This window comes from Rhodopirellula islandica, from assembly GCF_001027925.1.
GTDB classification, from domain to species: Bacteria; Planctomycetota; Planctomycetia; order Pirellulales; family Pirellulaceae; genus Rhodopirellula; species Rhodopirellula islandica.
Genome location: NZ_LECT01000055.1, coordinates 49,462 through 72,787, shown reverse-complemented (window position 1 = coordinate 72,787; position 23,326 = coordinate 49,462). Strand labels below are relative to the sequence as shown.

22 protein-coding genes are annotated in these 23,326 nt (G+C 57.5%); 5 read left to right on the top strand and 17 right to left on the bottom strand.

Annotated features, from left to right (window positions below):
* Position 1: 1 nt before the first annotated feature.
* From RISK_RS27375 to RISK_RS27365, 3 genes are all read left to right on the top strand, one after another.
* The gene (locus RISK_RS27375) at positions 2-1,504 is read left to right on the top strand and encodes a DUF1501 domain-containing protein (RefSeq protein ID WP_047817514.1); all 1,503 of its coding nucleotides are present in this window, start codon (positions 2-4) and stop codon (positions 1,502-1,504) included.
* Positions 1,505-1,904: 400 nt separating this feature from the next.
* Positions 1,905-2,732, top strand: a complete 828-nt coding sequence (hisN, locus tag RISK_RS27370; RefSeq protein WP_047817513.1) for a histidinol-phosphatase — start codon at positions 1,905-1,907, stop codon at positions 2,730-2,732.
* 361 nt (positions 2,733-3,093) lie between these two features.
* Positions 3,094-4,134, top strand: a complete 1,041-nt coding sequence (locus tag RISK_RS27365) for a nucleoside hydrolase (protein WP_236696771.1) — start codon at positions 3,094-3,096, stop codon at positions 4,132-4,134.
* A gap of 40 nt (positions 4,135-4,174) precedes the next feature.
* Here the strand turns inward: RISK_RS27365 and RISK_RS27360 are convergent, their stop codons facing one another.
* From RISK_RS27360 to RISK_RS27295, 14 genes are all read right to left on the bottom strand, one after another.
* Positions 4,175-6,247: a hypothetical protein gene (locus tag RISK_RS27360; RefSeq protein WP_236696770.1), complete on the bottom strand. Its 2,073-nt coding sequence runs from the start codon at positions 6,245-6,247 to the stop codon at positions 4,175-4,177.
* A 317-nt stretch (positions 6,248-6,564) separates the two neighbouring features.
* A complete protein-coding gene (locus tag RISK_RS27355) occupies positions 6,565-8,304 on the bottom strand; it encodes a Na(+)/H(+) antiporter subunit D (protein WP_047817510.1) in 1,740 nt (579 codons plus the stop codon).
* A complete protein-coding gene (locus tag RISK_RS27350; protein WP_047817509.1) occupies positions 8,301-8,630 on the bottom strand; it encodes a hypothetical protein in 330 nt (109 codons plus the stop codon). Before RISK_RS27350 ends, RISK_RS27355 begins: the two co-directional genes overlap by 4 nt.
* Positions 8,627-10,144: a proton-conducting transporter transmembrane domain-containing protein gene (locus tag RISK_RS27345; protein WP_047817508.1), complete on the bottom strand. Its 1,518-nt coding sequence runs from the start codon at positions 10,142-10,144 to the stop codon at positions 8,627-8,629. The genes RISK_RS27350 and RISK_RS27345 overlap by 4 nt, the downstream gene beginning before the upstream one ends.
* Entirely contained in the window at positions 10,141-11,619 is a 1,479-nt protein-coding gene (locus RISK_RS27340; RefSeq protein ID WP_047817507.1) for a monovalent cation/H+ antiporter subunit D family protein, read from the bottom strand. Before RISK_RS27340 ends, RISK_RS27345 begins: the two co-directional genes overlap by 4 nt.
* The gene (locus RISK_RS27335; protein ID WP_236696769.1) at positions 11,616-12,200 is read right to left on the bottom strand and encodes a sodium:proton antiporter; all 585 of its coding nucleotides are present in this window, start codon (positions 12,198-12,200) and stop codon (positions 11,616-11,618) included. The genes RISK_RS27340 and RISK_RS27335 overlap by 4 nt, the downstream gene beginning before the upstream one ends.
* An 11-nt stretch (positions 12,201-12,211) precedes the next feature.
* Positions 12,212-12,649, bottom strand: coding sequence for a Na(+)/H(+) antiporter subunit B (locus tag RISK_RS27330; protein WP_047817505.1), 438 nt, complete (start codon positions 12,647-12,649; stop codon positions 12,212-12,214).
* On the bottom strand, positions 12,646-13,224 hold the full coding sequence (locus RISK_RS27325; protein WP_047817504.1) for a DUF4040 domain-containing protein: 579 nt from the start codon (positions 13,222-13,224) through the stop codon (positions 12,646-12,648). Before RISK_RS27325 ends, RISK_RS27330 begins: the two co-directional genes overlap by 4 nt.
* Positions 13,224-13,586 (bottom strand): monovalent cation/H(+) antiporter subunit G, encoded by a 363-nt coding sequence (gene mnhG, locus RISK_RS27320; RefSeq protein ID WP_047817503.1) that lies wholly within the window; start codon positions 13,584-13,586, stop codon positions 13,224-13,226. Before mnhG ends, RISK_RS27325 begins: the two co-directional genes overlap by 1 nt.
* Before the next feature lie 13 nt (positions 13,587-13,599).
* Entirely contained in the window at positions 13,600-14,025 is a 426-nt protein-coding gene (locus RISK_RS27315) for a monovalent cation/H+ antiporter complex subunit F (protein ID WP_236696788.1), read from the bottom strand.
* A complete protein-coding gene (locus tag RISK_RS27310) occupies positions 14,025-14,507 on the bottom strand; it encodes a Na+/H+ antiporter subunit E (protein ID WP_047817590.1) in 483 nt (160 codons plus the stop codon). The genes RISK_RS27315 and RISK_RS27310 overlap by 1 nt, the downstream gene beginning before the upstream one ends.
* A 301-nt stretch (positions 14,508-14,808) precedes the next feature.
* Positions 14,809-15,564, bottom strand: coding sequence for a tetratricopeptide repeat protein (locus RISK_RS27305; protein WP_047817502.1), 756 nt, complete (start codon positions 15,562-15,564; stop codon positions 14,809-14,811).
* Positions 15,565-15,589: 25 nt separating this feature from the next.
* Complete coding sequence (locus RISK_RS27300; protein WP_047817501.1) at positions 15,590-16,354, bottom strand: tetratricopeptide repeat protein; 765 nt, start codon at positions 16,352-16,354, stop codon at positions 15,590-15,592.
* 252 nt (positions 16,355-16,606) lie between these two features.
* A complete protein-coding gene (locus RISK_RS27295; RefSeq protein WP_047817589.1) occupies positions 16,607-17,869 on the bottom strand; it encodes an outer membrane protein assembly factor BamB family protein in 1,263 nt (420 codons plus the stop codon).
* A gap of 535 nt (positions 17,870-18,404) precedes the next feature.
* Here RISK_RS27295 and RISK_RS27285 point away from each other — a divergent pair.
* Positions 18,405-19,616, top strand: coding sequence for an AraC family transcriptional regulator (locus RISK_RS27285; protein WP_102017683.1), 1,212 nt, complete (start codon positions 18,405-18,407; stop codon positions 19,614-19,616).
* Between the two features lie 86 nt (positions 19,617-19,702).
* On the opposite strand, the gene RISK_RS27280 is transcribed toward RISK_RS27285, so the two are convergent.
* On the bottom strand, positions 19,703-20,461 hold the full coding sequence (locus RISK_RS27280; RefSeq protein WP_047817499.1) for a class II aldolase/adducin family protein: 759 nt from the start codon (positions 20,459-20,461) through the stop codon (positions 19,703-19,705).
* Positions 20,462-21,025: 564 nt separating this feature from the next.
* Here RISK_RS27280 and RISK_RS27270 point away from each other — a divergent pair.
* Entirely contained in the window at positions 21,026-22,405 is a 1,380-nt protein-coding gene (locus RISK_RS27270; protein WP_236696787.1) for a sulfatase family protein, read from the top strand.
* 15 nt (positions 22,406-22,420) lie between these two features.
* On the opposite strand, the gene RISK_RS27265 is transcribed toward RISK_RS27270, so the two are convergent.
* Together RISK_RS27265 and RISK_RS33310 are read right to left on the bottom strand one after the other, a co-directional pair.
* Positions 22,421-22,669, bottom strand: coding sequence for a hypothetical protein (locus RISK_RS27265; RefSeq protein ID WP_236696766.1), 249 nt, complete (start codon positions 22,667-22,669; stop codon positions 22,421-22,423).
* A 91-nt stretch (positions 22,670-22,760) separates the two neighbouring features.
* Complete coding sequence (locus tag RISK_RS33310; RefSeq protein WP_236696765.1) at positions 22,761-22,931, bottom strand: hypothetical protein; 171 nt, start codon at positions 22,929-22,931, stop codon at positions 22,761-22,763.
* Positions 22,932-23,326 lie beyond the last annotated feature (395 nt).

The following is a 23,326-nucleotide window of genomic DNA, read 5'->3' as shown; positions in this document are numbered from 1 at the left end:
CATGAAACCCAATGATATCACTGACGAGCATCGCATGATGCTGACTCGCCGTCATTTCTTTGGCCGGTCGGCATCGGGAGTCGGCATGGCCGCGCTGGCGTCCATGATGGGACGCTCGGCGACGGCGGAAACCAACGCGCCCGCGGCAAGCAACGTTCCGCAGCCGGACTTCCCCGAGCCCAACGGGGTGATGAAGGAATACCACACGCCGCCCAAAGCCAAACGAGTCATCTACTTGTTCCAAAGCGGGGCTCCATCCCAGCAAGAACTGTTCGACTACAAACCCGCCTTGCAGCAACACGAAGGCAAGGAGCTGGCTGATTTCGTCGACATGAATCAGCGAGTGACGGGGATGACCGCCGGACAAAAATCGTTTCCGATGGCCGGTTCGCGGTACAAATTCGCCAAGCACGGGGAAGCGGGTTTGGAACTTGGCAGCGAGCTGATTCCAAAGATTTCAACGCTGGCCGACGACATGTGCTTGATTCGCTCCATGCACACCGAGGCGATCAACCACGACCCCGCGATGACCTTCTTCCAAAGCGGGAACCAGTTGCCCGGCCGACCCAGCGTGGGGTCTTGGCTGCACTATGGATTGGGCGCAATCAATGAGAATTTGCCCACCTTCATTTCCATGGTGTCGCGTGGCACGGGGCGTCCCAATTGCCAACCGCTCTACGATCGACTGTGGGGAAGTGGGTTCCTGCCGTCCACTTACGCCGGCGTCAAACTGATGAGCGTTGGGGATCCGGTGCTGTACCTGAGTAACCCAGACGGCTTTGATGCCAAGGCCCGGCGCCGCATGCTCGACGACCTGCAGCAACTCAACCAAGAGAAACTGGATGAGTTCGGTGATCCCGAGATCCATTCGCGAATCCAGCAATACGAACTGGCCTACCGAATGCAGACATCCGTGCCTGAACTGATCGATTTTTCTGACGAGCCCCAGCATGTTCTGGATGCTTACGGTCCCGATGTGACGAAGCGTGGGACGTACGCCTACAACTGCTTGCTGGCACGCCGTTTGGCAGAACGCGACGTGCGATTCATCCAGCTCTTCCACATGGGATGGGATCAACACTTCACGCTGCCGAAGCAATTGCCTGGCCAGTGTCGCGACGTCGATCAAGCGACAACGGCGTTGGTGAACGACTTGAAGCAACGCGGTCTCTTGGAAGACACTCTCGTCGTTTGGGGAGGCGAGTTCGGGCGAACGTCTTACTGCCAAGGCACGTTGAACGCAGAGACCTACGGTCGCGATCACCATCCACGTTGCTTCTCGTTGTGGATGGCGGGTGCCGGTGTCAAACCAGGGATGGCGTACGGAGCGACCGACGAGGTGTGTTACAACATCACGGAGAACCCCGTCCATGTGCATGATTTGCATGCCACGATGCTGCATCTGCTGGGCATCGATCATGAGCGTCTCACCTACCGCTTCCAAGGTCGCTATTTCAGGCTGACCGATGTCCACGGCAACGTCATCCGAGACATCCTGACTTAGTCAATCGTTTTGGGGTCAGGCAGGTCACGCCACGTCAACGACGTCGGCCCCGTCCGGGGCGGCGCTGGGATCTCCGCGAACGTTCTCGGGGCTTCCGCCCCGAGCTAACGATGCCGGCCCCGTCCGGGGCGAATGTGGATGGCTCCGGAGGAGTCTGCGTTGGTAATTCGGGGCGGAGGCTCCGAGACCAGCTGGCGGGTTTTTCTGGACAAACAGGCAGCGGTCCACCGCGAATGGATGGCGCCCGGGTGGCATGGCGTTGGCTTGCTCATCTAGATTGGTGGCATGAGCGTTGATGGCAGGCAATTGCCGAGGCTCGACCGTCGTTGACGTTCCTGGTTTTCGTTTCACTCCACGCTCACCTTCCCATTTACCTTCCCGCTCACATCTTTGGATACTCATGTCGGATTGGACTCCCGCCCAGTGGCAATCGGAACACGGTGGACGATTGACCGCGATGGTCGACATTGCTTTGAAAGCTGGCCAGCACACACTGACTCATTTCGGAAAGGCATCCTTGTCGGTGGATCGGAAATCCGATGATTCCCCGGTGACAATCGCTGACCGAGAAGCCGAGCAATTGGTCCGTCAATTGGTCGCTGAGCAATTTCCCGAGGACGCGATTGCCGGGGAAGAATTTGCTGACAGTGAAGGCGTCAGCCGTTACCGATGGGTGGTCGATCCGATCGACGGAACCAAGTCGTTCATCTGCGGCGTGCCGTTGTACAGCACCTTGTTGGCACTGGAATGCGACGAGACCCCGTTTGGCGGAGTCATCTACCTTCCCGCGACCGATCAGATCGTCGTCGCCGCATTGGGCAGTGGTTGTTACCACAGCGACGACCTGAAGACCTGGAGCGAAGCTCATGTGTCGGAGCAAACCGATTTGTCGAAGGCGGTCTTCGTCACCAGCGAAGCGAAGTCGTTTGGCGATCGAGGCGATGGCCCGCGCGGTGACAGCGATGTCTTTGATGCCTTGCAGCGAGACACGTGGCTGACACGAACTTGGGGCGATGGCTATGGCTACGCGATGGTCGCGACTGGCCGAGCGGACTTGATGGTCGATCCGATTTGCAATGCCTGGGACGTTGCCGCGATGGCTCCGATCCTCAGCGAAGCGGGCGGACGCTTCACGTCTTGGAAAGGCATCGACACCGTCCGCGGAGGTGATGGCGTGGGCACCAACGGTCACCTTCACGAGGCGGTCTTGGCTCTGCTGAAAAAGTGAGATTTGATCTCCGACTCAACAGTGAGCCACTGCGAAAGACATTTCGCGGTGGCTCTTCGTCGTGGTGGGTGGCGTTGGAAACGCGGTGGCGGCAGTGACGTTGAATCGCTGGTTGCCGGGAAGCAGGGAATCGCCTCCGTTGGCGGGGGTGCGTGTTGCCGCACTCAGGTCTATAGTTCTCTAGGGCGAGGGAAAGTCCCTTTTGGGGCGTCCAAGGAGGTCGAAGACGCCAACGAATTGGTGGTCTCTGTGTCCGCCCCGTTTGGGAGGCGGTTGCAAGTCAGCAAGTTTGACTTGCTCGACCTAGACGGTTGCCCCCAACATCTCGTGATTCAAGAGAACTGTATCGATGCTTCGACAAATGATTTTGTGTTTGATCGCGCTGGCAGCGATCGATGGCTCGGCTCTCCGCGCGGAATCCGATTCTGCGACGACGGCAACGCCATTGCCGGTCATTTTTGATACCGACATCACGGGGGACTGCGACGATGTGCTGGCGCTGGCCATGTTGCACGCCATGCAAGACCGTGGTGAGTGCGAACTCAAAGCCGTGACGATCTCCAAGGTCAATCCGCTGGCGGCTCCGTTCGTCGATGCGATCAACACGTTTTATGGCCGCGGTGATCTTCCCATCGGAGCAACGCGGGAAGCTCAGCGTCGCGAAAGTCGCTACCTGAAACTGTGCAAGACACGCGATGGCGATCGATTCCGATACCCGCATGACTTGCTCAGCAGCGATGACGCCCCCACCGCGGTGGATGTGCTGCGGCAGACATTGGCGGATTCCGATGATGGCAGTGTGGTCATCATTCAGGTTGGCCTGGCAACGAACTTGGCGGATCTGTTGGATTCTCAAGGCGACCAATTCAGTCCGCTGAATGGGGTGGAATTGCTTCGCAAGAAGTGCAAGCTGATCTCAGTCATGGCGGGATGTTTCGGACCCACACTCGGCAAGCCGCGGCACGATGAAGCCAACGTCGTCAATGGAATCGGCGCGATGCAACGGTTCGCGGATCGATCGCCCGATGAGGTGCCGGTGGTGTGGAGTGATTACCGGATTGGGATTGCGGCGGCCTACCCACGCGAAAGCATCGCTCGCGATTTTTCCTATGTGCCGCATCACCCGGTACGCGAAGCCTATTTGTTGCACAGTGGTCCCAACCATGATCGGCCCACTTGGGATTTGACCAGCGTGCTGCACGCCGTGCGTCCGGCTGATCACTACTTTGGGCTGTCTCCGCCTGGCCGCGTGGTCGTGGATGACAAGGGCTTCACCGAGTTCCGCCCTGATGCGAATGGGCGTGATCAGTTGCTGGAGATGAGTTCCGAGCAGGCGATTCGTGTGGTTGAAATTCAGCGGGCTCTTTCGAGCCAACCGCCTCGCGATATCAGCGACCACTGAGTCGCTGACTGACGTTGGGAACGGTGCCCTACGGGGATGCTCAAAATTCGATGAGCAGTGATTCCCCTGGGATGGCTTGTTCTCCGACATGTCCGATGGCGTCGAGTTGGATCGGGCCCCGGCCGACCTGCGTGGGCGTGAGTGAGACGGATCCTGATGGGCCTTCGATTTCGGCGACGACGCGGCCCAGGTGCTTCAGCTCGATGCGGTCCGCGTCGGGGCAGGCAAGTTTGACTTGGATCTGTTCGTCATCCACGGTTTCTTGTTCGATCGTGGGCAAGGCGTTGGGATTCCCGAGAACAATCGTTTGGGTGATTGCCACATGAGGTTGTGTGGGATGCTGCCCAATCAGAACGGCCCGACAATGCAGCGCCCCTTGCAGGCTGGATGGCAGTTTGATCTCGATCTTGTTGGTTGGTCGCGCCACGGCGATTCGTTTGCCTTGCAGATGCAGTTCAATTGCGGCGGTCGCAGTCGAGTTTGCGTTTCCAGGAAGTTGTTGCCAGAAGAAGTTCACCGGGATTTTGTCATCGGTCGCTTCTCCCGACTCGATCCGAACGAAATCAATCGGCGCTTTCGCAAAGGGTTGGCATGCCGGATCGCCGACGATCAGCAATTGATAGGGCGACGTGGTGCTGAGATAGAATGCCTCGATTGCCGAGACCCCTTCGGCATAGTAGGCGTGCAGCATCGGTGTCGGGAATTTGGGGACCAACGCATAGGGCTCGGCCACGGCGCCGCTGCTGATTGCTGCCCCCGCGTGCAAGAGTTCGGTCAACTTGGTCTGCGAGCCCGTTTCAAACGCAGCTCCTAAACTGGTCAAGTTCTCGGCGATGGCTCCAGGAGTCATCGACCAAGATCGCTTGCGAGCATCGAAGCTGGCCGCCCCCAACATCAGCCCGGAGTATGGCTTGGTGGACGTCGGCAGTTTGGACGCAAAGATCTCGACGTTTTGGTCACGTGACATCAACCAAGCGAGTGCCTCAGCGTACAACGGTTCTCGGGTCGTGACACGGACGTCGGACGTCTTGGCAAACCCGAACGTTCCATCGGGGGAAGTTCGGTCGGCTTGGCGAGCCCGTTCGAGCACCTCGATGGCCTGTTCCAAGGTGCTGCCACGTTCGTGGACGACGCCCAAGACGCATGAAAGGAGGTAAGGCATGCCTCCCTTGTCGCTGGGGATTGAATGGCCCGTGCTGGTCCATCCCACATTGGTCGCGAATGGAACCGGGCCTTGGTTCTTCATCGGCACGTCTTGCAGTTGAGCAAGGATCGTCTCGAAACCTTGGGTCGAGTTCAGCTTTTGCAGTGATTCAGATTCTTCCACGTAACGCCGATTCGCCCAGCCACCTGCGGTCGCCATCGCCAGACGCTGCACCGCCGAATCGAGTTCGTCCGCATTGGCATAGGCTTCGGCTGCGCGGAGGTGAACGGGATAGAGCGTTGGATACTCATCTGCGATCGCTGTCCAAAGGCCCGCCGCTTCGCTCCAATCCTCCGTTGATTCGGCGTTTTCGGAAGCATCTTCGGCGGCCTCGAATCGTTCACCCGCCTCGCCCGCAAACGGATTCGCGAAATGGCGTTCGAACGTGCCACGCGCGTAAAAGTTACTGACCCAACCAAGGTAATCCGGTGAATCCGCCAGCACCCAGCGGTAGAAAAACGTCATTGAGTTGATCGAGGCAACCGGGCGTTGATACTTCTTCTGGTTCTCGTCGGTCAGCCTCTTGGTGTGTTCGCGAATGTCGACTGCAGTGGGAAATCCGGCCGAGTAAGCGATCACCTGAGCGTGAGCCCCAAGGCCGCGTTGGTTCAGTTCGGTCAAAACAGGTTTCAGGATCTTTTCGCGAAAGTCATCCAGTGAGACTCGCAGTCCGGTGGGAACCTCGTCGAGCAAGACAATGTTCGTCGGCGGGATCTCACGCAATCGGACGTAGTGATTCGCCAGTGTCAGGGAGTCCTGGGATTCCGCGTTGACCACCACGATGATGTTTTCGCCACTGATTCCCGCATCGGCTTGGTGGCAGAGTGCCCAGGGGAAAGACGCCACGAGCACGAGGCCGGCGATCTGCCGCAGCGTCGGGGAGCTGCCGAAGGGAGACGTTGGCGTCATGTGGCTTTGCGGAAGCATCGATCGAGAGTCGTTTTCAGAATGGGCTGACGTTTGCAGAATCAGCCCATTGTAAGCAGGAATGATCGGGCATAATCATGTGAGCCGTTTGGGCGTTAGCCCCGGTTGTACGTGGGGGCAACAACGATTACCGAAACAGTCCAAATGCCGAAAGACTCCTGCCGACCTGCTTAGAGCGATCGTCCCCACCGTTTCTCTCTGGCCAGCCATTTCATGGCGAGGGTCACACCGATCGTTTGACTGTCGTCCGGCGGCGGGTGCAAAAGGTTGGCACCCGTTTTCAAGCGAAAGTGAGACGATCAGATGTAGTACAGCACCAAACTGATCGCCAGCAGCGTCGCCGCCCAAAATGCCATCGTGCTGGTGGACCAGGTTCGGCCGATCAATCCGTTGACGTTGAACGATCGCTGCACCATCCGCAGAGCACTTCGCAGCGTCAGCAAAAAGTCGTGACGGAGCGTCTGGTCGACCAATTCGATTGCGACCTGGCCGCCGCGTGTGGCTTTGGGGATCAGTCGTCGATAGAACCAATCGGTGTCCAGGTTCACGGCGCGTTGCTCCGCCGGGTACAGGCCCGATTTCATCAAGGCGACAAAAGCCAGTGCAGCGAAGAGCAACAGTTGTAGCTGAGTGACCACGTGGGTGATCGTGTACGGGTGGTACTCCACATCAAAGGGCAGCAACCGGTACAGCAAGGGGTAAGCGATGCCCAAGGCAATGCAGGCGAAGGCCGCGATGCTCATCGCCAGCAACATGTTCCACGGAGCTTCTTTGACTCGTTTTCCACTGTCATGGGCAAAGAAGGCAAAGAACGGAATCTTGATTCCTGAGTGCTCCATCACCCCGGCGGAGGCGATCAACAACACTATCCACACGCCGAACATGTGCTCTTCGCCGGCGGCGGAAATGATCATGGATTTGCTGACGAAACCGCTGAGCAACGGGAATCCCGAGATCGCTCCCGCACCGATCATGCAGAACACGGTGGTCCAAGGCATGGATTTGTGCAGTCCGCCCAGTTCCGTTGCTTTGGCGGTGCCAACGCGAAACAACACGGCACCGACGGACATGAACAACAACGATTTGTAGATGATGTGACAGAACGCGTGGGCCACCGTTCCGTTGATGGCAAGCTCCGTTCCGATCCCCACCCCCACGACCATGAAGCCCAATTGGTTGTTGAGGGAATACGCGAGGACTCGCCGCAAGTCGTTTTCGATGACCGCGAAGATGATCGGGAACAACGTCATCACGCAGCCGATCGTGATCAACGGATCAAAACCAGCGAAGCCACGGGCCAGCGAATAAATGGCGAGTTTCGTCGTGAACGCACTGAGAAAAACAGTGCCGGTCACGGTCGCTTTGGGGTAAGAATCCTGCAACCAGTTGTGCAGCAATGGGAAGGCACACTTGATCGCAAACGCCAACAGGATGCACCAAGCCGCGGGCGAAATCGAACTGTCGCCGAACAGCGTTTGTCCTTCGCTGACGAACAATTCAAATTTCAACGAGCCGGTTTCGACGTATTGGATGACCGCTCCGGTCAGCAACAGCACACCCGAGCCGACTTGAATGATCAGGTAACGCATCCCCGCGCGGTAGGCGGCGGGAGTGTCCGATGCCCAAACCAGAAACACGCTGCTGATGGCGGTGAGTTCCCAGAACACGAACAGGGTCATCAAGTCACCGGCACAGCAGGCTCCGATGGCGGCGCCAGCGTAGACCATGCCAGCGATGTGTTGACGCGTGTCGCGAACGTGCAACGCATAAATCGCGGACACGATGGCGGCGATGTGGAACACCAACCCAAACGGACGGCTGAGCGAATCGACGCGAATGGGGTGCAGGTCAGCACCGAGCATCGTGAACGTCTTTGCCGTTTCATCGGCAGCCAGAACTGGTGTGAACCAGAACAGCAAGGTGCTGAGAATCGCCAGGCTGAGTGCACCGGCGGCTTGCGCTCGTTTAGGCAGCAACCAAAGGAACAGACCACCGACGATCATCGGCCATCCGGGTGGCAAAGCAGATAGGAAACTCATGCTTCGTCTCCTGGGTTGATGTTGTCTTCGGGGCGATCCAAACGGGGGAATTCGTTCTCAGGTTCCGGGTCGTAGTAGCCTTCGGGTTTCTTGATCAACGGACGAAGCATCGCTCCCAGGAACACAACCGTCACAAATGCGATGAAGCCAAACCAAGCTTGAAAGCCGAAGAACGTTTCGACTTTGCCAAAGTGTGGGTGTGGGTTCTCGTAAAACAAATCTGCGAGAACCAACAGCACGCAAACGACCACCAAGCCGATGATCATCCTGTGGATGTTTTGGGGGCGTTCGAACCAACTGGGGTCGGAGGGAGGTGTGTGGCTCATGAGTTCGGCGTCTGCGTGATCGGCAACAGGGCTTCGTAAATCCAGTCGGCAGCGAAGAACAGTGCGACACTGCCGATCGCGGTGATGCACAGCGGGACGACGCACATCATCGGGGCTTCGTGAATCCCATCGGTGGGTGCGTGATGGTGGGTGTCATGACCGGATGCGTCATCTGCTTTGGGTTTGCCCATGAACGCGAGCATCGGAATCGGAATCAAGTAGGCGATGTTGAGCAGCGAGCTGAACATCAGGGCAGCGGTCAGCAAGTACTGGTGAGTTTCCACGGTCCCGACGGCCAAGAACCATTTGCTCCAAGCACCACCGCCGGGCGGCAATCCAATGATGCTGACCGAGGCCAGCAGGAAGGCACCAAACGTGAACGGCATCTGACGGCCAAGGCCACGCATGTCGCTGATGTTTTTTTTGTGGGCACCGACATAGATCGCACCAGCACAGAAGAACAGCGTGATTTTGCCGACCGCGTGCATGGCGATGTGCATCCCCCCACCGATGATGCTGCTGGGCGTTGCCAGGAAGGCACCGAGGGTGATGTAAGCGAGCTGGCCGATGGTCGAATAGGCCAGCCGTGCCTTCAGGTTGTCCTTCGTCATGGCAACCAAGGAAGCGACGACCAGCGAAAAACCAGCGACATAAGCCAGCCAAAGGTTCACGCCGGAGCCCGTGAGCAGATCCAAGCCGAAGATATAAACGACGACTTTGAGGACCGAAAACACGCCGACCTTGACCACCGCGACCGCGTGCAGCAAGGCGCTAACGGGAGTCGGCGCAACCATCGCCGCGGGCAGCCAGCGGTGAAACGGCATCAAAGCGGCTTTGCCGATTCCGAAAGCAAACAGGGCCAGCAAAATGCCGAGGCCCACGATGGAGATCTTTTCGTCGGCCACTGGACCGGCCAGGATCCCGCCGAGCGTGAAATCCAGTGTGCCAGCCAAGGTGTAGGTCCAGGCGATCGCAAGCATGAAAAACGCGATCGAGGTGGACAGCAGAATTCCGAGGTAAACGCGGCCGCCGTTGCGGGCTTCTTCATTGCCGTGGTGAGTCACCAACGGGTAGGTCGAGATCGTCATGATCTCGTAAGCCACAAACAGCGTGAACAGATTCTTCGCGTACGCGGCAGCGAGTGCCGCGAAAATGGCGAAGGCAAAGCAGCCATAAAATCGAGTTTGGTTGCCTTCATTGTGCCCACGCATGTAGCCGATTGCGTAGATCGTTGTCAGGATCCAAAGCCCCGAGGCAACGAGGGCGAACAACATTCCAAGCGGTTCGACTTTGAAGGCGATCTGGAACCCGGGCAGCCATTCGCCCCACGTCCATTCGGGACGTGCTCCCGCGAACACATCGCTGGACAATCGGCACGTCAACAGAAACAGAATGGTGGCGACGGTCAGCGTGCAGGCTTCGCGAACGTTGGGCGATTTGCCAGTCAGAGTCAGCAAGACATACGCGATCAGCGGCAGCAGCAACGACACCCAGATTTGCATTGAATCGGTCATGGTGTGGCTCCCAACAATCCCGCGGCGGCTGCGGCGGCGAGGTCGACCGAGTAGGTGGTCCAAACACCAAACACAAACGTTCCCGCCAAGACGACGTAGGTGGGGATCAACATTCCCAGCGGAGCCTCCTTGGCCCGCAGGACTTTGGCCGTGGGCTCACTGAAGTACAACGTTTCAACCACTCGCCAAACGTAGACGACTGCCAGCAACGAACTGAACAGCATCAGCACCGCCACCGGCCACATGCCTTTTTCCATCGCAGCGGTCAGCAACAACCATTTGCTGATGAAACCTGCTGTCACTGGAACACCGATCAATGCCAACCCTCCGATTGCCCATCCGAGCGACGTCCAGGGCATGGTTTTGCCGGCACCCTTCCAGTCTTCCAGTTTGACGCTGCCCAGTCGCAACGCGAAGCAACCGACGATCATGAACAACCCGCCTTTGATCAAAGCGTGATTGAACATGTGGACGATGCCAGCGGTCAGGCCACCCGGAGTCGCCATGCTGATTCCGAGAATCATGTAACCGATTTGAGCCACGCTGGAATAAGCCAGCAAGCGTTTGACGTTGGCTTGGTAGATGGCGGCCGTCGAGGCGACAAAGATGCCCACCAAAGCCAAAATGGTCAGCTCTGTGTCGAGCGGCAAGTAATCAAAGGCAAAACCGGGGGTGATGATTCCGAAGATCACTCGGATGAATGCGTACACCGAAACCTTGGTGGCCGTCGCCGCAATGAAGCAGGTCACCACGGATGGTGCGTAGGTGTAAGCGTTGGGCAACCAAGTGTGCAGCGGGAACACCGCCATTTTAACGCACAACCCGATGACCAAAAAACTGAAGGCGACCAAGACCGTTCGAGGGCCGTCTTCGTGCGGCACGCGGGCGGCGATGTCGGCCATGTTGAGCGTGCCCGTCATCTGATACAGCAACCCGATGCCAATCAAAATGAAGGTCGCACCGATGCTGCCGAGAATCAGATATTGAAACGCAGCCAGCGGGGCTCGTCTGGTTTTCCCCAGGCTGATCAAGGCGTAGGAGGACAGCGATGAAATTTCCAAGAACACAAAGACATTGAAAAGGTCACCGGTCACGCACATGCCCAGCAATCCGGTCAAGCACAACAGATAAGTTGCGTAGAACAGATAGTGCTTGGAACGAGCGATTTCGTCATCAACGGACTTGGGTGCGTAGACCAGCACGATCGCACCGATTCCTGAGACGAACATCATCACAAACGATGACAGAGAATCGACCAGGTATTCGATGCCGTACGGCGGCGCCCAGCCACCTAGGTTGTAGCGGATGACTCCGGTTTGGTTGACTTGCGCGACCAACGCAATCGAAATCGCAAACGTGATCCAGCTGACCAGCAATGCGAGAGCGTAGGCGGCCGTTCGTTGATGCAAAATCACGCACAGTGGTGCCGCGACCAGCGGCAACACGATCAATAGGATCGGGAGGTGTTCCGTCAATTCACTGACTCCGAATCGGTGGGGTTGTCAGGGGAACTCCCGGCCAGTGAATGAGCTTCTGCATCGATCCATTGATCTTCGTCGTCGTCATCCGGCAATCCATCGGCGCGATCGATTTCCAGAATGCGATCTTCTTCAATCGTCCCGTAGTCTTCACGAATCCGAACGACCAGGGCCAATGCGAGTGCCGTGGTGGCAATGCCAACCACGATCGCCGTCAGCATCAGCACGCTGGGCAAGGGGTTGGAGTAAATGATTTCCGCACCGGGGAGTTCCGCATGCCCAGCGTGTGAGCCCACGATTTCTTCCGAAACCGTTCCCAGGGCGTGCGTCGCTTGCTCTGCGTGACCGGAGGCGTGCATCGCTTCGGCCTGCGCCGCCGCGACTTCTGGCGGGATGATCGGGGCGGTTCCGCCGCGGACTTTGCCCATCGTCACGTACAGCAGGAAGACGGAGGTCTGGAAAATGTTGAGCCCGATGACGGATTTGATCAGGTTGCGTCGCGCAAGCACGATGTAAAACCCGGTCATCATCAAGACGATCACGATCCAGTAGTTGTAAAGCCCTGTGACTTGTTCCATGGCTGGACCGTTCATACGAATCGACTCCGGCTGGCGAAGGCATAGAAGATCATCGTCATCACCGAGGTCACTGTGATTCCCACGCCGACTTCCACCACAAAGATTCCCAGGTGTTGTCCGCCGGGCAGGTACTGGTGATTGAAGGAGTGTTCCAAAACGTCGTAGTCCAAAAAATTGCCGCCCAGCAGCATGGTGGCGAAGCCGGTGCCGGCATAAACCAACACACCCAGGGCCATCAGCTTCTCGATCACGATCGGGGGAGCGACCCGTTTGATCGCGTCGAGCCCAAAGACCAAGCCGTACAGAATCAAACCGGAAGCAAAGATCACTCCGGCTTGGAAGCCGCCGCCGGGTCCGTAATCACCGTGGAACTGAACATAAAATGCGAACAGCAAGATGTACGGGATCAGCAGCTTGGTGATCACGCGAATGATGGGGAACTTGATCATGCGCTGGCCTTCCGTTTGCGTCGTTTGGCTCGGCTTGCAATCGCGGGACGTTCCATCTCATCGCGACGCAAAATCAGCAGCACCGCGATTCCAGCTGTGAGAACGACAGTGGTTTCGCCGAGAGTGTCATAACCCCGGTAAGACGCCAGCAGAGCCGTGACCACGTTGGGTAAACCGTGCATGTCTTCCAGAGAACGTTCCACAAAGGAAGGGTCGGGGTGCAGGTGCACGATCGCGTTGGGGTCGCCGTAGTGCGGCATGTCCAACGTTCCGTAAATCAGTGCTCCGCCGGTGATCGTGACCACCAACAGTGGCACCAGGGGAGATCGTTTGGTCGGTTGTTCTTGTTCGCCGGTGAGTGCCAGCGTGCTGAGCATCAAAACGGTCGAGATGCCCGCGCCAACGGCGGCTTCCGTGAACGCCACGTCGGGTGCGTCCAGGATCATCATCCAGGATGCACTGAGAAAACTATAAATGCCGGTGAACATCACCGCCGCCCACAACTGTCGCAATCGTGCGACGGTCACGGCGGTCAGTGCCAGCAACGCCAGGATGGCAAAGACGACCCAGTTCATCATGAGACGTCTCCATCACGCGGGGCGGCGGGCGTGTTGATTGTGCGGTTGGAATTCTGTTTGACGTCCAGCTCGGGTTTGACGCCGTGAATCAGTGCGGAGTGAGCCAGTGCGTGACAGGAACTGGGGCTGGTGATGGTCAAGAAAAACAAAATCGACAGCAGTTTGACGGCGATCAAGGTGGGGCCCGCCAGGCACAGCAGCCCAATCATGATCAACCCAGCACCCATCGTGTCCGTGATGCCACCACCGTGCATCCGTGAGAAAAACTCGGGCAAGCGAATGATGCCGATCCCACCGATGATGGAGAAAATGGCTCCTGCGATGAGAAAGAACCAGCTTGCAATTTCCAATGCGATCATGAGTCACCTTTCATCAGGCGGGTTCCTCACCGAAGCTGCGATACTGAGTGAAACGCAGCAGAGCGACCATGCCGATGAAATTCATCAGGCTGTAGAGCAAGGCGAGATCGAGGAAATCCGTGCGTGCGGTCACGAAGCTGACCACGCAAATGAACAGCACCGTTTTGGTTCCGAACATGTTCAATGCCAGCACTCGGTCGAACACCGTGGGGCCGGCCATCGCACGAATCAGTGCCAGCGTCATCGTGATCAAGACGGCCGCCGAGGTGGCCATCATCACGTGGTGCGTCGGACTCAAATGGAACGCATGGGACGAGTAACTCAGCATCTCATGCAGATCCGAGGAACTGGCGTGGCCACGTCCTGAAGTGGAATGAGCCGCATGGGTGGCGGTTTCGCTGGCGGCCAGAATCATCGGCAACACGCCGTTGGGAAGCATCACTTGGATTTCTCCAAGCGGCAGATGCGATCGTCCATTTCACCGGACATGTCTTCCTCGGTCTCTTCAAGATTCAAACCGTGGATCAAGATCTTGTCGCCTTCCATTTGCACCGAAACGGTACCGGGGGTCAGCGTGATGGAGTTCGCCAGAATGACTCGCCCAAGTTCGCACTTTTGATGCGATGTGATCGTGAGTAGGTTGCGTTTGAGCTTCATCTTGCGAGACAAGATGATCTTTGCGACGGCCAAGTTGCTCTGGACAATTTCCTTGGCCAACCAAGGTGCGTAAGACACAAAGGGCCGAATGCCCAGCTGAGCGGGAGCCCCTTCTTCGTCGACGATCTTCATCCGCAACGAGATGGTGAGACTGACCAACACCGACAACGCCCCGAGTCCAAGCAAGAACGGGTTGTCAAAGTGTCCCGACCAGAGCAGCCAGGTCGCAATCAATGCGAAGGTGAGCCAAAACGCGTATCTCACGGGAGGATCCAATCCGTGGGGAGATGTGCAAAACGTAGACCTGTTATCCACAAAGTTGGTTCCGCAACAAGTGGGACTCACCCGATTAAATGCGCAACAAGAACGAATTGCTCGCATGCGGAGGGGTGTCAGTACCCACAAGTCCTGTCAGAATTCTTGGGCACGCATCCACTGCGATCTTTGCGCGTTGGGTGCCTGGCTTATCAGGCTTGCTCAGTGTGTTGTTTTGCCGTCGGTCAAATCGTTCTGCGTTGAGATTGCCGCGCGTCTTCTCGGCGTGTGCGCTTGGAAGCTCAAGGATTCAGGCGATGTGGTGTTGTTGCGGCACCGGGTTGCCTTCGGTCAGTTTTTTCAATCGCGACGCGCTCAAGCGTGCTCGTGGGACATCGCCGGCGTCGAAGAACAGGTTCGCGATGCGCTTGAGACAGCACTGGCAGTGCACTTCGTCCAGGCGATCAGGGATCACGGGAGCAAGAACCTTGATGGCGTCGTCTTGTCGTGACAGTCGGATCAAGAGTGACGCCAGGCCGATTCGAAAGTGGACGTTGCGTGGATCCAGTCCGATGGCGTGTCGGAGCAGTGATTCGCAAATCTCAGCCGGATGCCCGCATTGCTCGGCGTAGTAACCCATTTGGTAGTGAACTTCGGGGCGTTCCGGCGTCAGGATGCCGGCTTGGCGACAGGCTTCCATTGCCAAACGCGGTTGGTCGATCGCTTCCAAGCCCGCTGCGATTCGAAGGAGTTCCGAACTGCTGACCTTGCCCGACGTCGCAATCGTCATCAGCAAATCTTTGGAGAGTGTGCGTCTTCCCGCCGACCCGTAGGCGATCGCCAGTTCAATTTGAACGACGCGAGGCAGTGGACGTAGCAGCGCAGCGCGTTCCAGTGCATCGATGCCCTCGTCGACTTCGTCAATGCAAAGGCTGGCCATCCCCAAAAGCGTCAGGGCGTCCGTGTTGTCTGGGGCTTCAACCAAAGCGTATTGGGCGAACTGAATGGCATGAGCAAAGCGGCCCGCTTCGAATTCGAGCTGAGCGAAGGAGAGAGAATCGTTCATGGTGAAGGCTGAGTAGGAATTTGGTTCAGTGGATCGGGTTGGTGTCGCGTTTGGCTCGGAGGACGTCGGATTGTGCTTGGCAGGCAACGGCCAAATCAGTGTGTTGATGGCGATTCAACAAGTCTGCAATCCGTTGCAGACAACTGAAGCATGTTGCGTGTTGCAGTTGATCGACCGTGAAAGTGAGCGCGATCTCGAGTGCCTCGCCGTCACGCTGCAATTGAATCAACAGCGCTGCCAGTCCGACTCGGTAGTGAAAGTTGCCTGTGTCGAGTTGGAGGGCACGGCGTGTCAATGCTTCGCTGATGTACAACGCGTTGCCACAGCGAGCCGAGTACACGCCCATGTCGTAGTACGCTTGTCCGACCGAGTCGTCTTTCTCGGTGATCCACTCGCAGACCTTCATGGCCAGTTGAGGCGAATCGATCGCTGCCAGGCCGGCGGCAACCTTGAGCATGAGGTCCGCCTCCAGCCGTCGGCTGAGTGCGAGTTCCAGGTACAACTCGCGAGCCAGGTCGATGCGGCGAAGTTGCGCATAACAGGATGCCAACGTGATCCGTGCTTCATCGGGGATCGGCCCGAGCAAGCTGGCTTTTTCAATCGCGTCGGCTGCTTCCAGCGTCCGTCCGACTTCATGCAGCGCGAGACCAAGCAGCACGGCGGGTTCGACCTCATCGTGCGTTTGCGCCAGGACATTGTCTGACGCGAGAAGCTGGATGACTTGATCGGATGCGCCGCTGAGATGAGCGAGCCAAGCGCATTGCAGAGTTTCTTCAGAGATCTTTTTCATAGGGCCAACCTGGATGACGAAAGCAGTGCCTCGAGAGGATTTCGAGACAATCGGGTCATGGCTGGCTGGCGTCACCGCGGCGCGAAAGGGGCGTCGATCACTCGACGCGGACTTCGGCCGCTTGGCATCGCTTGCTGGCTATCAAAACCATTCGCTTATTGCGAGTGGTTCTCAGGATGGTAGCGATTTGGTGATTTGCGTCAACATCGCTTGCGAAAAAGAAGTTCGCCAGCGGTGGAGGCATTGCTCCGTCTACTTCGACTTCGCACCGATCGCGAAAAGTTTGTCGCCGCGTCGGATCAGCAAGCGATTGCCTGCGGGAGCGGCCGCGTACAGCACGTTCCCGCCGCCAAAACCGGGCGTTTTCTCGTCGTCGCCGCCCTCGGGCCAGCATCGGTTCTCTGCGATCGCTTTGCCGTCGGCCAGAGAAAACACACTGGTCGTGCCCTTGTAGCCGAACAGGTACAGGTTGTCGCCCGCGACCAAGGGGGTTGCCCAGATGCCGCCCGCGTCGGTTCGTTTCGCAGAGACTTGTTCGCCGGTTTCGAGGTCCAGTCGATACAGCACTCCGGCTCGGTTGACGATCGCGGCGGTGTTCCCGGCGACGATGGGGCTGCCAAACGTGCTGGTTGCTTTTTCGGCTTGCCAGGCAAAGGCGGCTTGGAATTGGTCGTCTTCGCCGAGGGTGATCTCGATCAATCCGTTGCTGGCCGCTGCGGCGCCTGCGTTGGTTTCACCCCGCCCGTCGGAGGCTCCGATCAGGAAGCGACCTTCGCCGACAATGGTGGGTGTGCAGGACGTGTTGTTGGACAGGTCGGTGAACTCCCAGAGTCGCTCGCCCGTGGATGGATTCAGTCCCACCAGTTTGCCGCTGGCGCTGCAAACCAGGTGTTCACCGCCAGCGACAGGAACCAATCGCGGCGATCCCCAGGAGGTCGCGCCCAAACCTTCTGTTTTCCAGATCGTTTCGCCGGTCGTTGGGGACACTGCCAAGATGTAAGGGTCTTCGCCACGTTCGACCCAAGCGAAAACGTGTTGGGAGTCGGCCTCGAGAGAAGCTGACAATCCATGTCGGGCTTCGATTGGTCCGTACTCAGCGACCAAGTCACGTTTCCACTGGGTTTCACCCTGAGGCGAAATCGCCAGCAACACACCGCCTTCGCAAAACGCAACGAAGCCTTCTGCGGTGGCAACGGCACTGGGCGCCGCTCGGCTGACCATCGGCGAATTTTTAAACGGCGACGGATTGGCCAGGTCGACTTGCCAGTTCAGTGCACCGGTTTCAATCGCGAACGACTGCACGTGGAACTGGTCCTTGTTTTCACCGCTGGTGGAGGTCACCACGATTTGATCGTGGGCCACGATCGGAGTTGATTGACCGTAGCCAATGATGTCGGCTGTCCACGCGATGTTTTGCTCCGGCGACCACTCCGTCGGCAGCGTTGTGTCGATGGACAAAAGGCCGCCGTTTTGAAACTTGGGCCATTGGCCTTCGACGGCAGAAGCAAGCGGCAGTCCAGCCATCATTGAACAGGCCACTGCCAGCACTGGAACCGCGATGGACAAACAAGCGGCATTGCGAAAACAGCGAAGGGGCGAGCGACGGATGGGGAGCACGTGACGATTCCTAGACGAGAGTGAATGGGCGGAGGCCACGTCCACTCTGACTCAGGGTTGGGCCGTTTGCCAACCCGATCGGCCTCCGTTTTTCGCCGAACTGCATGTGCCGGGCGCTCGATGAGCGTGAACGCTTTTCCAGGTCCGTTTGCGTCGGAACGCGAATTGAAGACACCTGCGATCACATTGGGGCCCCTCGAAAGTCTGGGCTTCGCAGTGTGTTTTCGAGTCGGGTAACTATGGGATTGCGTCGCCCTCCTGCGGGAGGGGAGGCGAAAAAGCCGGAATGTTGACGGTCGTGATTTGCGGTGCGTTTCGGTTCTGGTAGGATCGTCGTGGCCTATAGAGCTCGGCATGTGTGTCGGGTTGGCAATCATTTGCGTCGTTCGTGGTTTGGTTTGCAGCCTCGTGTCGGCCTGGGAGAAAAGCGTCCATGACTCAGACCAATCGACCTCGAATTGCATTGTTGGTGGAAGTCTCTCGGGCCTACGGTCGCGGGCTGCTTCGCGGGATCGCGTTGTATGCCAGGACCAAAGGCAATTGGTCTCTCTTGCACGAGGAGATGACGATTGATGCGGGGGTCCCGGACTGGATTTCAGGGACTCGCGTGGATGGCGTGATTGCCCGACTTGATCATCACTCCATTGATCCGCTTCGTCAGTTGCGGGTTCCCATTGTGGACGTGCGATGCAACCGAAAGTTCACCGGTGTCCCTCAGGTGGAGGCCGACAATCAACGCGTAGCCGAGATGGCTTTTGAGCATCTTTGGGAACGCGGTTTTCGGCGTTTTGCTTTTTGTGGATTTCGCTTCGCCACCTATTCGGATGCTCGCCTGGTTGCGTTCCGAAAGTTGGTGCAAGACGCAGGCTGCCCGTTCACCGAGTTCCAATCCCCCGGTGCACCTGGAATCACGTTGACAGAATTGGAACGTGCCGGTGTGGTGGAGCAGGAATCTCTGGGCGAGTGGTTGTCGACGTTGGAGCGTCCCACCGGGTTGTTTGTTTGCAATGACATTCGTGGACAACAAGTTCTCAACGCGTGTCGGTTTGCAGGCATCGCGGTGCCCGATGATGTCGGGGTGATCGGTGTGGATGACGACGACACGATTTGTTCGATCTGTGACCCGCCCCTATCAAGTGTGCGACCCGATGCCGAGCTCGCCGGGTACCGTGCGGCGGAGATCTTGCAGCAAATGATGGCGGGCTGGGTACCAGACAAAGAGGTGGAGCGAATCACTCCGATCTCCGTTACCGAGCGACTCTCGACCAAAGTGATTGCGGTGGAGGATGCGGAGTTGGCACGGGTTTGTCGTTTCATTCGTCAGAATGCGTGCACGGGAATCAACGTCGGTGACGTGGTGGAGTTCACCACTTTGTCTCGCCGACAGCTCGAGCGGCGGTTCCGCGATGTGCTCGGTCACACCCCACACAAACAAATCACGATGACGCAGTTGGAACGCGTCCGGCAACTGTTGACCGAAACCGAAATGACCTTGGAGCAGATCGCTCCGCTGGCTGGCTACAGTCACAAGGAAAGTCTGGGCGCGGTGTTCAAGCGAGAGACCGGACAATCACCCGGTGAATACCGCACCGAACAGCAACAGATTGGAAACGCTGCGAGGAAAGAGCTCGATTCCGGCGAGTGATTGAGTGTCTTGGGTGATTGGGCTTCTTCGTTGAGCCCTTTTGGTTCGGTTCAGGTTGGTTCACGCTTGCGCCGTCCGTCCAAGGCTCAAAGTTGCAGAGCCTTTTGTCGGTAGTGTTCATCGGTTCGTCCGGCGATTCGGAGGACGTCGTGTTCGCTCATGAACGTTGGTCCGCCGAGCGATGCCGCCCCCACGAAAATGGTGGCGGCTTTGTGGGCCATCAGCATGGCTGCCTTGACAGCGCCGGCTGTCTTTCCGATCGCGATCACGCCGTGGTTCTGCAGCAGGATGATCCGTGGCAGAGCGCCCGTTTCTTTCTGGAAGGCCTCTGTCTTTTCGCGAATTTCCAGTGACAGCCTCAATCCTGGATCGACGTAGGGCACCAGCACCGAACGGGCGCCGCAGCACACCACTTCATCTGGAAACAAGCGGCGTTTGGCGAAGGTTTCTGCCATTGGTGAACACAAGATTTGGTTGATGGCAATGCTGTGCGTGTGACCGACAAACGCAATTTCAGGCAATGACAAAAGGTACGCGTGAAAGAGCGTCTCGATGGAGGGTTTCTTCGCGGTGGGGTCAACGCGACTCGCCAGCAATCGCTGTTCAATCTCCTCGTCGCTGAGTCGTTGTTCCTTCAGCGTTGGCAGCAACGCATCGAAACGGCACGCGACCGTGTCGTCGGGTGAGAGTGTTTGCAAGCAACTGCCACTGGCTTTGACGAGGAAGATTTCGTCATCGACCTTTGTAGACGTGTTGCCCTCGCCCAGGATCGCGAGATGACGCTGTTCGTCCCCCAGAAAGTGAGACAGTTCCAGCATCGTTTCCAGGTTGGATGGAGTGGTCATGCGAGGTTCGTGTGTGGGGGAGAAATAAACTTGCGTCCGTGCAGCGGTCCGAAGTTTTGTCAGACGCGGAAGTCGCCACCCTCGAGGTTATCCGTTTCGAAGGCATGCCAGGCACTGCGACGAAAAATTCGCTGCCGGGGCATGTTCATGGTTTCGGATCCATCGCACCAGCGGGGTGTGATAGCGATGGAATGCCGCTTCTGCTTGGCTGGCCATCGGATTGCTTGAGTTTGGCATGGCTCATCTGGAGTGCCGGCGGGGTTTTCACCAGGGGCATTTTGGGTCTGTATCGAGGGAGATCGAGCAAGGTTTGCGTCGCGGCGAAACCCATTTGCGACTCGCGTCGTTTCGCGAGGTTGATGCATTGGGCGGCGAGATGGATTAGCGTGTCGTGAGTCTCGGTTGTGAACTCCACGGCGGGGGCCAGTCCGTTTGACTGGTTCGAAACAATCACACACTCAGGGGTCGGAACAAAATCAAATGTGGAATCAAACGGTTGTCGGTGGACGAATGAAGTGGCTCAGTTGCCTGGTTGTGGGGATGTTGATTTTCGGTGGCGTTGCCATGGCGGAACGGAAGGTGTCCGCCGCGGAAGGTTCCTCCGCGGTTGAGCAACCGAGCAAGCCAAACATCTTGTTCATTTTCGCGGATGACTGGGGGTGGGGCGATCTGTCTTGTCATGGGCATCCGTATGTTCAAACGCCAAACATCGATCGCTTGGCTCGCGAGGGAACGGATTTTCAACGCTTCACGGTTGCCAGCGGTGTTTGTTCACCGAGTCGAACGGCGGTGATGACGGGACACTTTCCGGCACGTCATAACATTGATGGGCACTTCGCTTGGGTGCCCAGCAACGCGAAGCGGAACATGCCGGATTGGTTGGATCCCAGCGCGGTGACGCTGCCGAGGTTGCTGCAATCGGGTGGCTACCGAACAGCGCACTTCGGCAAATGGCACCTGTCCAACGACATGATTCCTGATTCGCCCACACCGGCGGCTTACGGATACGATCAGTACGGTGCGTTCAATTGCTCGGGCGAGCAGATGCCGGTGCACGAAGATGCGGTCGAGACGATTCGGTTCATCGAAGCGGCGCAATCCGAGGGCAAGCCGTTCTTCGTGAACTTATGGATTCATGAACCGCACACACCGTTCCACGTGATTCCAAAGTACCGCTGGCGTTTTCGTGAGCTCGGATTGAGTGATGCCGATGAGATTTATGCCGCGGTGTTGTCGCACGCAGACGATCGAATCGGCGAAGTCTTGGACGCCTTGGACCGGTTGGAACTCACCGAGGAGACATTGGTCATTTTCAGTTCCGACAACGGTCCCGCGCGTGGATCGGCCAACTCGAAGTTGGAACTGAGTTACGACACCGCGACCGGAGCCGGGTTTGGCATCGGCGCTGCCAAAGGAATCACGGCGGGGCGGAAAGGGTACAAGGCGTCGCTGTTCGAAGGCGGTGTCAACGTGCCGTTCATCGTCCGTTGGCCTGGGCACGTCGCGTCGGGGGAGTCAAATGATTCTGTCATGATCAGCGCCGTCGACCTCTTGCCCACGTTTTGCGAGGTTGGGGGAGTCGACCTGCCGGAAACGTATGTTGCCGACGGGGTCAGTCAGGTCGCGTCTTTGCAAGGCGAAGCAACGTCCGGCCGTTCCAAGCCCTTGTTCTGGAAGATCGGGGCTCGTTGGCCGGCCACGAAATCTCGTCCGCATCACTGGGCGTCTTTCTGCGTGGTGCATGAATCTTGGAAGCTGTTGGCAAACGAAGATTCGAGCTACGTGGAGTTGTATGACATTGTGTCCGACCCCTACGAGTCAACTGATTTGAAAGACTCGCAAGCGGATGTTGTCTCGAAGCTGTCGAAGCAGTTGGCAGATTGGAAAGCCTCGCTACCCGAATCACCAAGTGCCGAGTTCTTCTCCAGCCTCAGGGATGAATGATAGGAAGGCCGTCCGTCAGGAATGGTTGCTCAAGGAGCAGATTTTGTCGGAAGTCGACTGGTTCCAAACCGCATCAGCAAACCATTGTGGAATGGTACGCGATCGCAATTCAACGGTGCCTTGTGGGGTTCGTTCGGCAATCAGTTCGGGCTCTGCTCCCGAGTTGTCAAAAACGTAACCGCGATAGACGTGGTGCAGTGCTTTCCCAAGCAATGCGATGGAGCGATGGTAAGCAGGTCGGCAGGAATGATCGGGCATCATCATGTGAGCCGTTTGGGCGTTCGCCCCGGTTGTACGTGGGAGCAACGACGCTTACCGAAACAGTCCAAATGCCGAAAGACTCCTGCCGACCTGCTTAGCGTTCTCGGATCTTTTGTTCCGGCACGTCGTGCCCACCGTGTGCAACCCGAAGTCGAACTTGGTCCAAGTTGATTTCTTCGTCAGATGTAGCAACAAAGTAGAGGTAGTTTCGGTAGCCAGCTCGTTCGGTTTGTTGAAGCAACTCAATCTTGGAGTGATGGGACATGACCGACTCGGTCGCGAGTGATTTTCCTTCAAGGATCAAGCGGTCGCGAAAATACCCAGCGATCCATGACGCGTGGTAGGATGTGAGATTGGAAGTGCGAAAGAAAAGATGGTTTGGTGGCCCCACTTCGAAAGTTGTTTTGCTGTCCAATTCGCGGATTCCCCAGTGATTGGATGACTGATATCCAACGTTCAACTCATCGGGAGTTATTTCGATGCCGATGCAACTGAGATCAATGAATCCTGCAGTCCGGAGTTCCAGTTCAATTTCGTCGTGATTGACCTGTACTTCTAACCACTCTGGTTGAATAGCAGGATTGTTTTTGATCGTCGACTTACCTGAACCATTCGGGCCTGCGAAGAGCCGCAAACGCTTCACTCTCGATGATCCGTTCG

Bases quoted from the DNA above. Each gene is read 5' to 3' on its own strand.
- RISK_RS27365 (WP_236696771.1), top strand. From the start codon at position 3,094: ATGATTTTGTGTTTGATCGCGCTGGCAGCGATCGATGGCTCGGCTCTC.
- RISK_RS27285 (WP_102017683.1), top strand. From the start codon at position 18,405: ATGACTCAGACCAATCGACCTCGAATTGCATTGTTGGTGGAAGTCTCT.
- RISK_RS27350 (WP_047817509.1), bottom strand. From the start codon at position 8,630: ATGAGCCACACACCTCCCTCCGACCCCAGTTGGTTCGAACGCCCCCAA.
- RISK_RS27300 (WP_047817501.1), bottom strand. From the start codon at position 16,354: ATGAAAAAGATCTCTGAAGAAACTCTGCAATGCGCTTGGCTCGCTCAT.
- RISK_RS27270 (WP_236696787.1), top strand. From the start codon at position 21,026: ATGGCGGAACGGAAGGTGTCCGCCGCGGAAGGTTCCTCCGCGGTTGAG.
- RISK_RS33310 (WP_236696765.1), bottom strand. From the start codon at position 22,931: ATGTCCCATCACTCCAAGATTGAGTTGCTTCAACAAACCGAACGAGCT.
- RISK_RS27335 (WP_236696769.1), bottom strand. From the start codon at position 12,200: ATGGAACAAGTCACAGGGCTTTACAACTACTGGATCGTGATCGTCTTG.
- RISK_RS27315 (WP_236696788.1), bottom strand. From the start codon at position 14,025: ATGCTTCCCAACGGCGTGTTGCCGATGATTCTGGCCGCCAGCGAAACC.
- RISK_RS27330 (WP_047817505.1), bottom strand. From the start codon at position 12,649: ATGATCAAGTTCCCCATCATTCGCGTGATCACCAAGCTGCTGATCCCG.
- RISK_RS27305 (WP_047817502.1), bottom strand. From the start codon at position 15,564: ATGAACGATTCTCTCTCCTTCGCTCAGCTCGAATTCGAAGCGGGCCGC.
- mnhG (WP_047817503.1), bottom strand. From the start codon at position 13,586: ATGATCGCATTGGAAATTGCAAGCTGGTTCTTTCTCATCGCAGGAGCC.
- RISK_RS27355 (WP_047817510.1), bottom strand. From the start codon at position 8,304: ATGAGTTTCCTATCTGCTTTGCCACCCGGATGGCCGATGATCGTCGGT.
- RISK_RS27265 (WP_236696766.1), bottom strand. From the start codon at position 22,669: ATGATGATGCCCGATCATTCCTGCCGACCTGCTTACCATCGCTCCATC.
- RISK_RS27345 (WP_047817508.1), bottom strand. From the start codon at position 10,144: ATGACCGATTCAATGCAAATCTGGGTGTCGTTGCTGCTGCCGCTGATC.
- RISK_RS27360 (WP_236696770.1), bottom strand. From the start codon at position 6,247: ATGACGCCAACGTCTCCCTTCGGCAGCTCCCCGACGCTGCGGCAGATC.
- RISK_RS27325 (WP_047817504.1), bottom strand. From the start codon at position 13,224: ATGAACTGGGTCGTCTTTGCCATCCTGGCGTTGCTGGCACTGACCGCC.
- RISK_RS27280 (WP_047817499.1), bottom strand. From the start codon at position 20,461: ATGACCACTCCATCCAACCTGGAAACGATGCTGGAACTGTCTCACTTT.
- hisN (WP_047817513.1), top strand. From the start codon at position 1,905: ATGTCGGATTGGACTCCCGCCCAGTGGCAATCGGAACACGGTGGACGA.
- RISK_RS27375 (WP_047817514.1), top strand. From the start codon at position 2: ATGAAACCCAATGATATCACTGACGAGCATCGCATGATGCTGACTCGC.